Source organism: Deferrisoma palaeochoriense (assembly GCF_054656955.1).
The window spans coordinates 16,004-28,287 of sequence record NZ_BAAHXI010000007.1 but is presented as its reverse complement, the minus strand read 5'-3'; the positions used below and the strand labels follow the sequence as shown (position 1 = coordinate 28,287).

Genomic DNA, 12,284 nt, shown 5'->3' with positions numbered 1-12,284 from the left:
TCCCAGCCTCCCAGCGTCCTAGCAGGAAGCTACTTGGAAGCCGGCAGGATCGGGATGCGGCCGTCCTTCCCGTACCCGGGTTCGTCGGAGCGGCGGGGCGGTTCCTTTACCGGATTCGGCGATTGTGCTAAAAAGTGGCGTTCATCCCCGCTCGGCGGGGTTCGTGTGCCGGCTCGGGGCCGGCGTGCTGACGGAAACGAGGAAACACCAGGAGGATACGAAGATGGCCCTCACCCCCGAACGAAAGCAGGAGATCATCCAGCAGTTCCAGACCCACGACGGGGACACCGGATCCCCCGAGGTCCAGATCGCCCTTTTGAGCGAGCGGATCAACTATCTGACCGAGCACTTCCAGCACCACCACAAGGACCACTCGTCCCGGCGGGGCCTCCTGAAGCTCGTCGGCCAGCGCCGGCGGCTCCTGGAGTACCTGAAGAAGAAGGACATCGAGCGGTACCGCACCCTGATCGACCGGCTCGGGATCCGGAAGTAACTCCCAGTCCCCTTCCCCTTTTCGTTGGAGTATCGCGTTGTTTGACACAAAGACCGTAGAGATCGACCTCGGGGGCAGAGCCCTCACCATCGAAACCGGCCGCATGGCCCGACAGGCCCACGGCGCCGTGGTGGTGAGCTACGGCGGCACCGTCGTTCTCGTCACCGCCGTCGCCGCCGAGGAACCCCGGGAAGGCATCGACTTCTTCCCCCTCACCGTGAACTTCCAGTCCAAGACCTTTGCCGCCGGGAAGATCCCCGGCGGCTTTTTCAAACGCGAGGGCCGCCCGCCGGACTACGACACCCTGGCGTCCCGGCTAATCGACCGCCCGATCCGGCCCCTGTTTCCAAAGGGATTCCGGTCGGAGACCCAAATCATCGCCACGGTGCTCTCCCACGACTCCCAGAACTCCCCCGACGTGCTGGGCATCGTGGGGGCGAGCGCGGCGCTGTCCATCTCGGACATCCCGTTCCAGGGCCCCATCGCGGCCGTGCGGGTGGGCTACGTGGACGGCGAGTACGTGGTGAACCCCACCCTGGAGCAGCTCGAGCGCAGCCGGCTCAACCTGGTGGTGGCCGGCACCCGCGACGCCGTGACCATGGTGGAAAGCGGGTCCAAGATGCTGTCCGAGGAGGAAGTGCTCAAGCCCATCGAGCTCGGCCACGACGAAATCCGCCGCCTGGTGGAACTCCAGGACCGGCTGGTGGAAGAGGCCGGCAAGCCCAAGAGGGAGGTCCCGGCCGTGGAGCCCGATCCCGAGATCGAGGCCCGGGTGGCCCCGATCTTCGCCGAGCACGGGGTCGCGGCCTACAACGAGCCCCGGAAGAAGGCCCGTTACGCCCTCCTCCGCCAGGCCAAGCAGGCCCTACTCGAGGCCCTCACCGAGGAGGAGCGCCTGCGGGAGAAGGAGTACCTGGCCGCGTTCGACGACCTCGCGAAGCGGCACGTGCGGCGGATGATCCTCGAGGAGGGCCGGCGGATCGACGGCCGGGGCCTCGCGGACATCCGGCCCATCGACTGCCAGGTGGGGGTGCTGCCCCGCACCCACGGCTCGGCCCTGTTCACCCGGGGTGAGACCCAGGCCCTGGTGGTCACCACGCTGGGCACCTCCAGCGACGAACAGCTCATCGACGCCCTGGAGGGCGAGTACTACAAGCGGTTCATGCTCCACTACAACTTCCCGCCGTTCTCCGTGGGCGAGGCCCGGTTCCTCCGGGCCCCGAGCCGGCGGGAGATCGGCCACGGGGCGCTGGCCGAGCGGGCCCTGGAGCCCCTGCTTCCCGATCAGGAGACGTTCCCCTACACGATCCGGGTCGTGTCGGAGGTGCTCGAGTCCAACGGGTCGAGCTCCATGGCCACGGTGTGCGGCGGGAGCCTGAGCCTCATGGACGCCGGGGTCCCCGTGGCCGCGCCGGTGGCGGGCATCGCCATGGGCCTCATCATCGAGGGCGACCGGTACGCCGTGCTCTCCGACATCCTGGGCGACGAGGACCATCTGGGCGACATGGATTTCAAGGTGGCCGGCACCCGCGAAGGGATCACGGCCCTCCAGATGGACATCAAGGTGGCCGGCATCACCCCCGAGATCATGCGCCAGGCCCTGGAGCAGGCGCGACAGGGCCGGCTCCACATTCTGGGGGAGATGGAGAAGGCGATCTCGGCGCCGCGGCCCGACATCTCGCCCTACGCCCCGCGGATCACGGTGATCAAGATTAACCCCGAGAAGATCAAGGACGTGATCGGCCCCGGCGGCAAGATGATCCGGAAGATCATCCAGGAAACCCAGACCTCGATCGACATCGAGGACGACGGCAGCGTCATGATCGCCAGCACCAACGAGGAGCAGTGCAAGAAGGCGATCAAGATGATCGAGGACCTCACCCAGGAGGCCGAGGTGGGCCGGGTGTACGAGGGCATCGTGCGCCGGGTCACCGACTACGGGGCCTTCGTCGAGATCTTCCCGGGCACCGACGGGCTGCTGCACATCAGCGAGATCGACAGAGAACGGGTGAACAAGGTCACCGACTACATGAAGGAGGGCGACACCGTGCCGGTGAAGGTCATCAGCATCGACAACACCGGCCGGATCAAGCTCTCCCGCAAGGCGGCCCTCTACCCCGACGAGCCCTCGGGCGGAAACGGCCGGGAGGAAGGCGGCCGGAACCACCGGCGCGGCGGCCGGCGGTAGAACGACCAGGCATACAACGACAAAAGCGGGCAACCCCGAGGGGTTGCCCGCTTTTTTGTCCGGCCGGACCGAGGGCCCTACTCCACCGTGTACGTGAACTCGTCGAGGAGCGTCGTGTCGCCGGCCACGATCTTCGTCTTGATCGTGTAGGTGCCCTTCTCCTTGAAGTTCACGTCGGCCCCGAACCCGCCGTTCATGGCCATGCACATGGCCTTCTGCTCGGTGCCGTCGGGGCCCACGATCTTGTAGCCCGCCTTCGCGTCGGTCACCTTCTCGCCGTTCGGGCCCATCACGTACACCATGAGATGGTGGGTGCCCATCTTGGACATGTCCATCTTCTCCATGGACATGCCCTTCATGCCCTTCATCGCCTCCATTTTCTCCTTCATGTCGATCAGGTGGTAGGCGAGCCCGTAGCCGTTGACCTTTGTCTCCCGGATGTCCTCCCCCATGTGCTCGGAGTGGTCCATTTTCGTCGACCCGTGGTCGTCCATCTTCATGCCCTTCATGGACCCGTGCCCCGAGTCCGCCAGGGCCGGGGTGCCGAGGGCGAGGCCCGCCAGGGCCACCAGGGTGAGGATCGTTCGCTTCTTCATGGCTTCTTCTCCTTTTTGTTCGAAACCGTTTCGCGGGTTGGGTCCGGTTCGTCCGCCCTCCCCGGCAACCCGCCACCGGGGAAGGGGAGTTCGTGGAACTTCGGCTGGGCGGCGGAAAGCATTTCCCATCCGAGCCTCACAGCCCGTCCGGGCGCGGCTTTCCCCCCCCGGGTCACAGCGCCTCGATGCTTTCGGCGCCGGAGCGGATCTTCACCAGCCGGTTCAGGTTCTGCACCGCCACCACCCCGTCCCCCGGCTGGCCGGTGCAGGCCGACCGCCGGATCACCTCCACCATCTTGGCTTCGTCCCGGTCGGGGCAGATGAGTTCCAGCTTGACCATGCGGTTCACCCGCCGGCCGAACTCCATGCTCACCTTGCTCTGGTCCGGGTCGAGGTTCGGCCCCACGGCGAGCACGTGGGTCAACGTGGCGTTCAGGATGCCCTCCTGGGTTAGCGCGTCCAACACCTCTGCCGCCCGCTCCACCCGGATGTAGGCCCGAATCAGCTTCATGCGGTTTTCCTCCGTCGGTTCAGGTTGGCCGTGGGCCGGGCCACGCCCGGCCCTTACCTTACTCCATGTCGCCCGCCGGCTCCGCGTCGGTGGCCGGGCCGTGGGCCAGGGCGCCACGCAGCTCCCAGCGCTTCCAGATGTCGTACACGGCCGGGATGATCACCAGGGTGAGGATCGTCGAGGAGATCAGCCCGCCCACCATGGGGGCCGCGATCCGCTTCATCACCTGGGAGCCGGTTTCGTGGCCCCACATCACGGGCAGAAGCCCGATCAGGGTCGTGGCCACGGTCATGAGCTTGGGCCGCACGCGCTCAACCGCACCCTCGATGATCGAGGCGTGGAGGTCACCGGTGGTGTTCAGGAGGCCGTGGGTGCGGCGGCGGTGGAAGGTCTCGTCGAGGTAGACGAGCATCACCACCCCGGTTTCGGCGGCGAGCCCCGCCAGCGCGATGAACCCCACGGTCACGGCTACGGAGAGATTGTAATTGAGCAGATAGAGCAGCCACACCCCGCCCACCAGGGCGAAGGGCAGGCTCGCCATCACGATGGTGGCCTCCACCGCGTTGTGGAAGTGCACGTAGAGCAGGATGAAGATGATCACCAGGGTGATCGGCACGATCACGTTCAGGGTTTTCCGGGCCCTCTGCATGTATTCGTACTGGCCCGACCACACGATGGAGTACCCCGGTGGGAACTTGACCTCCCGCTCCACGATCCGCTTTGCGTTCTCCACGTAGGAGCCCACGTCCACCCCCTTGAGGTCCACGTAGATCCACGCCGTCCGCCGGGCGTTTTCGCTTTTGATGCCCGGGGGGCCCTTTTTGATCTCGAGCCGGGCCAACTGCCCCAAAGGCACCTGGGCCCCCGTGGGCGTGGGCACGAGCACCCGCCGGAGCTTCTCCAGGTCGTCCCGCAGTTCCCGGCTGTAGCGCAGGTTCACGGGGTAGCGCTCGAGCCCCTCCACCGTGTAGGTCACGTTCATGCCGCCGATGGCGGTCATGATCACGTCCTGCACGTCCTGCACCGTGAGCCCGTACCGGGCGATCTCCTTGCGGTCGATCTCGAAGTCCACGTAGTTCCCGCCCGTGACCCGCTCGGAATAGGCCGAAAGGGTCCCCGGGATGTCCCGCACCACGGCCTCGATCTCGGCCCCCAGGTCCGAGAGCACCTGGAGGTCGGGCCCCATGAGCTTGATGCCCACCGGGGTCTTGATGCCCGTGGAGAGCATGTCGATCCGGGTCTTGATGGGCATGGTCCAGGCGTTCGTGAGGCCCGGGAACTGGATGGCCCGGTCAAGGTCCTCCACGAGTTCTTCGATGGTGATGTAGCGCTCCTCCGGCCAGATCTTGGCCAGGGGCGTGCGGATCCAGTCGGGCCAGTCCGAGAAGAACCGCTCCACCTTCTTCTTCCGCCACTCGTGGAGCACCTTGCCCTTCTTCACCTCTGGCCAGATCAGGGTCAGGGGCTTCTTGAGCCACCCGGGCCAGTCCGAGAAGAACCGGCGCACCGGGATCTGCTCGTACTCCACCTGGGGCCGGAGCATGATCGTGGTCTCGATCATGGAAAGCGGCGCCGGGTCGGTAGCCGTCTCGGCCCGGCCGATCTTGCCCAGGGTGTGGTGCACCTCGGGGAAGCTCTGGATGATCTTGTCGGTCTGCTGGAGCAGCTCCTTGGCCTTGGTGATCGAGATCCCGGGCAGCGTGGTGGGCATGTAGAGGAGGTCCCCCTCGTTCAGGGGCGGCATGAACTCGCTCCCCAACCGGCTCAGGGGAAACCAGGTCACCACCACCACGGCCACCGCCACCAGCACCGTGGTTTTCCGCCACTTGAGCACCACCCGGATGAACGGCAGGTACAACCGGATGAAGAACCGGCTGATCGGGTTTCGGGCCTCGGGGATCATCCGCTGGGGCACCAGGCACACCACCGCGAAGGCCGACACCGCGAGCGCGGCCAGAAGGCTCCAGTCGGGCAGTTCGAGACCCGCCGCCCCTCCGGCCACCACCAGGAGCGGCGGGCCGGCCACGGCTCCCACCCAGGTCCAGAACCGCCGGCGACGGGTGACCTCGGGCGAGAACGTTTCCTCCCGCACGAAAAAGGTCATGAGCACCGGGATGATCGTGACGGCCAGAATCGACGAGGCAGCCATGGCGAAGGTCTTGGTGTAGGCCAGGGGCTTGAACAGCCGGCCCGACTGCTCCTGCAGGGCGAACACCGGCAGGAAGCTCACCGTGATGATGAGCAGGCTGTAAAAGAGCGCCGGGCCCACCTCCTTGGACGCCTCGAGGATGATCTCCAGGTGGGATCGCCGGCCCCGGTCCCGCTCCAGGTGCTTGTGGGCGTTCTCCACGAGCACCACCGAGGCGTCCACCATCACGCCGATGGCGATGGCGATGCCCCCGAGGCTCATGATGTTCGCGTTGATGCCGAGCGGGTACATCACCAGAAACGACATCAGGATGCCCACGGGCAGGGTGAAGATCGCCACGAAGGCCGACCGGAAATGGAGGAGGAAGATGACGCAGATGAGGGCCACCACGGTCATCTCCTCCAGGAGCTTCTTCGTCAGGGTGTCTATGGCCCGCTGGATCAGCCCCGAGCGGTCGTAGCCCGTCTCGATCACGACCCCCTCGGGCAGCCCCTTTTCCAGGTCCTTGAGCCTCTCCTTCACCCTGCGGATCACCTCCAGGGCGTTCTCCCCGAACCGCATCACCACCACGCCCCCCACGGCCTCGCCCTCGCCGTTCCACTCGAGGATGCCGCGCCGGAGTTCGGGCCCCACCTGGACGTGGGCCACCTGCTTCAGGAGCACGGGCGTGCCGAACTTGTCCACCCCCACGGCGATGTTCTCAATGTCCTCCACCCCCCGCAGGTACCCTTTGCCCCGGACCATGAACTCGGTCTCGCCCATCTCGATGAGCTTGCCGCCCACGTCGTTGTTGGACCGCTGGATCGCCATCCGGACCTTCTGGATCGGGATGCCGTAGGCCAGGAGCTTGTTGGGATCCACCTCCACCTGGTACTGCCGCACGAACCCGCCGACGCTCGCCACCTCGGAGACCCCGGGCACGGCCGTGAGTTCGTAGCGCAGGTACCAGTCCTGGATCGACCGGAGTTCCGAGAGGTCGTGGGTGCCCGTGGTGTCCTTGAGCACATACTCGTAGATCCACCCCACCCCTGTGCCGTCCGGCCCCAGGCTCGGGGTCACGCCCCGGGGCAGCCGGCCGGCCACGAAGTTGAGGTACTCGAGCACCCGGCTCCGGGCCCAGTAGAGGTCGGTGCCGTCCTCGAAGATGATGTACACGAAGGAGAACCCGAAAAAGGAGTACCCCCGCACCACCTTGGCGTAGGGCACGGCCAGCATGGCCGTGGTCAGCGGGTAGGTGACCTGGTCCTCCACCACCTGGGGCGCCTGGCCCGGGTACTCGGTGTAGATGATCACCTGGACGTCGGAGAGGTCCGGGATCGCGTCCAGGGGGGTGTTGGTCATGGCCAGCACCCCGCCCAGGATCACGAACACCGTGGCCAGGATCACCATGAACTTGTTGTTGATGGACCATTCGATGATTTTTTCGATCATGTCGGGTATCCGCTCAAAAGCTGGGAGGCTAGGAGGCTGGGAGGCTGGGAATCCAAGCCACCTTTGCTCAGGCAGCGTTGCCCGGCCCCCTGCCTCCCTCTCCCCCCGCCGGGGGGAGAGGGCCGGGGTGAGGGGGGCCTAAGACGCTGGGAAGCCAAACCCTCCTCGTTGCCTGCACCTTCGCCCGTTTCCACCTGTGGCAGCCGCCTCCGGGTCAGGAACCAAACCGGCGACCAAATCCGGCCGGCCTCCCGCGTCGCTACATGTCGTCGAAGAAGTCGTCCTTTTTCTGGGCGTTGTCGCCACCGTCCATGTCGTCGAAGAAGTCGTCGGACGATGATGCCGGTTGCTCGGCCTTGGGTTTCCCCATCTTGGCCTCGAGCATCTTCTGGACGGCCTCCTTGAGTTTGGACTCGGAATCCAGGAGGAACTGCCCCGAGGTGACCACCTGCTCGCCCGGGGCCACCCCCGAGAGCACCTGCACCTTGCCGCCGTCCACCTCGAGCCCCAGCTCCACCTCCCGCGGCGTGAACTTCCCGTCGCCCCGGGTCACGAACACCACGTTGCGCTCGCCCGACCGGATCACCGCCTCGGAGGGAATGAGGAGCCCCTCCTTGTCTAGGGAGCTTCGGATCACCACGTCGGCGTACATGTCGGGCTTGAGTTCCAGGTCGGGGTTGTCGAACTCCAGCCGGATCACCACGTCCCGGGTCTGGCGCTGAAGGTAGGGGTACACGTAGGTCACCTTGCCCACGAAGGTCTTCCCCGGCAGGTAGGGCAGGGTCATCCGGGCCTCCTGGCCCACCTGCACCCAGGGCAGCTCGTACTCGTAGATGTGGGCCTCGACCCAGACCTTGGATAGGTCTGCGACCTGGTACACGGGCTGGCCCGCCTTCACGAACACCCCCTCCACCGCGTTCTTGTGGGTCACCACCCCGGTGAAGGGCGACCGGATGAGAAGGGTCCGGCGCACCTTCCCGCTCTTCTCGATGGCCCGGATCTGGTCGGCCGGGATGTCGAGGTATTCCAACCGCCGGCGGGCCGAGGCCAGGAGATCCGCCCCTCCGGCGGTCTTGCTGAGGCTCCGGAACGCCGTCAGGTACTCCTCCTGGGCCGACACGAGCTCGGGGGAGTAGATCTCGAAGAGCGGATCACCCTTCTTCACGAGCTGGCCCGTGAAGTCCACGTAGAGCTTCTCGATCCAGCCGCCGAACTTGGGGCTCACCGTGGCCGTGCGGGTCTCGTCGTAGGTCACGTGACCGTAGGTGCGGATGGTGCGCACCAGCGGCCCCTTCTCCACGGGCGCCGTGCGGATGCCCATGTTCTGCTGGATCACCGGATCGATCTTGATCTCCACCCCGCCGATCACCTCGTCCTCGTACACGGGCACGAGGTCCATGCCCATCTTGCTCTTGCCGGGGCGATCGTAGATCTCCGTGGGGTCCATGGGCGCCCGCCAATAGAGGATTTTCCGCTCCTTGGAGCCCGCGGCGGCGGCCTCGGGCTCGGCCTCGTCCCGCTTGGGCACGAGTTCCATGCCGCAGATCGGGCAGGTCCCCGGCTCCTCCGAGATGATCCAGGGGTGCATGCCGCAGGTGTAGAGGGTCTTCTCCGCCTTCGCCCCGACCGGGGCCTCGGCCACCGGCTGGGGCGCCATGCCGCCGGAGGGGATCCACCCGAGGAAATAGGCGGCGCCCGCCGCTACCGCCAGGGTCACCACGGCGGTGACAAAGGCCACCCGTACGCTCGATCGGGGTTTTGCAGTCTCGTTCGTCGCCATGGAACACTCCGTGAAAATCGGTCGCCGGTCAGGGCCTTCGGCCCGCTGGAAAGCTGGGAGGCCGGAAAGCTAGGACGCCACCCCGTTTACCCGGGCACGCCTACTGTCCTCTGTCCTCTGAATTCTGGACCCGGATATCCGCCCCCACCGCCTCGGCGAGTTCCGCCCAGGCCACCCCCAGGTCGGCCCGCTTCCGGGCCGCGGCGAGATGGGCCTGGAGCCACCCCATGTAGGAGCCGATCACGTCGGCGAACATCACGTTCCCCGCCTCGTACCCCCGGGTGGCCACGTCGAGCGCGGCCCGGGAGAGCCCCACCACCTTGCCGGCGTAGAGGGCCTCCTCCCGGGCGGCCCGGTCGAGCCGGAACCAGGCGTCGCGCACCCCGTACCGGGTGGCGGCCTCTTCCTTCCGCAGCCCCTGGCGCAGGGCCTCGAGCTTCTGCCGGGTCTCCCGGACGTAGGCGTCGCCGGTTCCGTACCAGGGCATCTTGGGCAGCCCCGCCCCCATGGAGGCCGTGGTGGCCACGGCGAAGGGCTCCTTCATCCGGGCCGTGCCCACCTGGGTCACCGCCTCGTCCTGGAAGAGCGACAGGTTCAGGGTGTAGGCAGGGTAGATCCGGGTCTCGGCCATCTCGATCATCCGTTCCATCTTCCCCACCATGGCCCGAAGGCGCCGGAGTTCCTGGCGCCGCTCCAGGGCCAGGTCGTACAGGGGAGCGAGCTCCGGCACCCGGCGCTCCGGCTCCCCGGGGCTCGGCGTGCCCACGGCCGCCTCCGGCCCCAGGTCGAGGATCTCCCGCACCTTGGCCTCCAGGGTCCGGCGCTGCTCGGCCAGGGTGCGCAGGTCCTCCGACACGGTCTCCCACCGGATCCGCACCTGGATCACGTCCTGGAAGTTCGTCTTGCCGGCCTCGTACCGGGCCCGGGCCACAGCCTCCAGGCGCTTCAGGAGATCGAGCATCTCGCCGGTGATCCGCTCGGCCTCGCCCACGAACCCCAGGTTCCAGTACACCCGCCGCGCCCCGGTGATGGCCATGCGTCGGGCCATCTCCAGCGCCTCGGCCGCCGCCCGGACCTCCTGGGTCACGATCTCCCCCTTGAGGGCCAGGAGGCCGGGAAACGGGAACCGCATCTCCACCGGCTCCCGGCCCTTCATGGGCCCGATCCCGGTCATCAACCCCTCGGTGAACGCCGTGTACTGCCTCAGGATCTCGTCGAGGTTCCAGGCCTGGGTGTAGCGCTCCAGGGCCCCCCGCAGGGTGTCCTCGGCCGCGCGGATCCCGGGGTTCCGGACCCAGGCCAGGGCCTCCAGGGCCTCGAGGTCGAACCCGTCGGCCAAAAGGGCCTGGGCCGCCGCCGGGTCGTCGGCCGCGGGCCGTGCCCGCTCGAGCACCTCGGGGGCGGGCTCGTAGAACCGCTCACCGGGCAGGCCCGCTTCGAGGGCCTCGGTCCACCGCCGCCGGGCCTCCTCCAGCCGGGCCTTCTGGGCCTCGAACTCCCCGTCGCCGGCCGCCTGTGCCCGTTCCGGAGGGATCGAGGCCAACTGCGCGCGGTAGAACGCCCCCGGCTCGTACCCCTCCCACTCCCGGTCGAGGGCCCGGTACCCGGCCCACGCCGGCGCCGCGGCGAGGGCCAACACGAGGGCGCCGCCCGCCCCGACCCGCCGCATCCACCGTTCCCACCGCATCATGGCTGAACCTCCTCGACCCCACCGTCCCGGCGCGTCAGGCTCGTGGCCGTGAGCCGCTCGAGCCGCGCGAGAAACTTGCCGTAGTCCGCCTCGGCCCGGGCGAGGGAAAGTTGGAAGTTGTAAAAGACCGACTGGGTCTCGACGAAATCGCTGAAACTCCCCTCCCCTTCCCGGAACCAGGTCTCCGCCACCTCGAGCGACTGGGCCGCCTGGGGGAGGAGTTCGTCCCGGTAGAGCGTCACAAGCCGCTCGGCGTTCTTGAGCCGGAAGTAGAGGCTCCGGATCATGGCGTCGGTGTCGTTGATCCGGGCGGCCTTGAGAGCCCGGGCCCGCTCCATTTCGGCCCGGGCGGCTCCGGTGCGGCCCGCGTTCTTCCCGAACCACAGGGGGATCGTGAGCCCGAACTGCACCCCCACGGCGTCGCGGCCCGCGTCCTCGGGGTCCATGGGCACATCGGGGTCGCCGATGCCGGCGTAGAAGAGCCCCACCATGAAGTTGGGGCGGTTCTCGTACCGGGCCAGGTCGGCCTGGGCCCGGGCTTTCTCCACTTTCGCCTCGGCGATCCGGATCTCCTCCTGCCGTTCGGCGGCCAGGCGGTGGATCTCGTCCAGCGTGTAGGCCAGGGGTTCCACCGCCGCGTCTGGGAGCGGACCCAATTCCGCGTCGGAGGGGCGGTTCAGGAGCGCGTTGAGCCGAGCCCGCTCCGTGGCCTCCAGCTCCTCCAGGAGCAGGGCGTCGTACTCGAGCTGGGCCCGCTGCGACTGGGCCTTGGCCACGTCCACGAAGGCGGCCCGGTCCTCGGCGTGGGAGGTCTCGGCCACCTTCCGGAGGTGATCCAGGATGTCCCGGTTCGCCGCCACCACCTCCTTGGCCCGCCGGATGTAGGCGAGCTCGTACACCGATTCCCGCAGGTCCACGATCACGTCCCGCACCGCCTTGTCGAGTTCGAGCCGGGCGATCCGGGCGTCGGCCTCCACGACCTCGCCGGCCTTGGAGAGCTTGCCGGGAAACGGGATCATCTGGCTCAGGACCGCGTTCCAGTCCTGGGGCCCCAGCCGGGTCTCGATGGGCCGGGGAAAGTAGGTCACCATCACCTGCGGGTCCGGGTACGCCGTGGTCACCCGGTACCGCTCGATCACCGAGCGCCACTTCTGGCGCGCCGCCTCGATCTTGGGGTTCGCCCGGTAAGCGTAGGCCACGAGGTCGCCGACCGAGGGGCCGCTACGGAGCCGCGCCTCTAGGTCCTCGGGCGTCCCGGCCGCGGCCGCCACCTGGGCTGCCAACAGGAACGCCGCGGTCCATCCCAGGGTTCGGTTCATCCCGTCCTCTCCGATCTCAACGAAGGGGTCCTGGCCGACGGGTGCCGGTGTACCACGATTTCGGGGCGCCGCCACCCGCCGGCCGAAGCCGCCGCCCCAGGGAGCAACCCCCGTGCCACGGATTTTT

8 protein-coding genes are annotated in these 12,284 nt (G+C 67.6%); 2 read left to right on the top strand and 6 right to left on the bottom strand.

What is annotated here, in order from left to right:
- Positions 1-223: 223 nt before the first annotated feature.
- Both rpsO and pnp read left to right on the top strand, forming a co-directional pair.
- Positions 224-493, top strand: a complete 270-nt coding sequence (gene rpsO / locus ACYQ8L_RS03405; RefSeq protein ID WP_459940365.1) for a 30S ribosomal protein S15 — start codon at positions 224-226, stop codon at positions 491-493.
- 103 nt (positions 494-596) lie between these two features.
- On the top strand, positions 597-2,681 hold the full coding sequence (gene pnp / locus ACYQ8L_RS03400) for a polyribonucleotide nucleotidyltransferase (protein WP_459940411.1): 2,085 nt from the start codon (positions 597-599) through the stop codon (positions 2,679-2,681).
- 77 nt (positions 2,682-2,758) lie between these two features.
- Here pnp and ACYQ8L_RS03395 read toward each other — a convergent pair whose 3' ends face one another.
- From ACYQ8L_RS03395 to ACYQ8L_RS03370, 6 genes are all read right to left on the bottom strand, one after another.
- Positions 2,759-3,277 carry a hypothetical protein gene (locus ACYQ8L_RS03395; protein WP_459940364.1) on the bottom strand — a complete coding sequence of 173 codons (519 nt, stop codon included), beginning with the start codon at positions 3,275-3,277 and terminating at the stop codon, positions 2,759-2,761.
- Positions 3,278-3,449: 172 nt separating this feature from the next.
- Entirely contained in the window at positions 3,450-3,788 is a 339-nt protein-coding gene (locus ACYQ8L_RS03390; RefSeq protein WP_459940363.1) for a P-II family nitrogen regulator, read from the bottom strand.
- Between the two features lie 58 nt (positions 3,789-3,846).
- Positions 3,847-7,368 carry an efflux RND transporter permease subunit gene (locus ACYQ8L_RS03385; RefSeq protein ID WP_459940362.1) on the bottom strand — a complete coding sequence of 1,174 codons (3,522 nt, stop codon included), beginning with the start codon at positions 7,366-7,368 and terminating at the stop codon, positions 3,847-3,849.
- A 259-nt stretch (positions 7,369-7,627) separates the two neighbouring features.
- Positions 7,628-9,148: an efflux RND transporter periplasmic adaptor subunit gene (locus tag ACYQ8L_RS03380; protein WP_459940361.1), complete on the bottom strand. Its 1,521-nt coding sequence runs from the start codon at positions 9,146-9,148 to the stop codon at positions 7,628-7,630.
- A gap of 100 nt (positions 9,149-9,248) precedes the next feature.
- Positions 9,249-10,838, bottom strand: a complete 1,590-nt coding sequence (locus tag ACYQ8L_RS03375; RefSeq protein ID WP_459940360.1) for a TolC family protein — start codon at positions 10,836-10,838, stop codon at positions 9,249-9,251.
- The gene (locus ACYQ8L_RS03370; RefSeq protein WP_459940359.1) at positions 10,835-12,157 is read right to left on the bottom strand and encodes a TolC family protein; all 1,323 of its coding nucleotides are present in this window, start codon (positions 12,155-12,157) and stop codon (positions 10,835-10,837) included. Before ACYQ8L_RS03370 ends, ACYQ8L_RS03375 begins: the two co-directional genes overlap by 4 nt.
- Between the last annotated feature and the right edge of the window lie 127 nt (positions 12,158-12,284).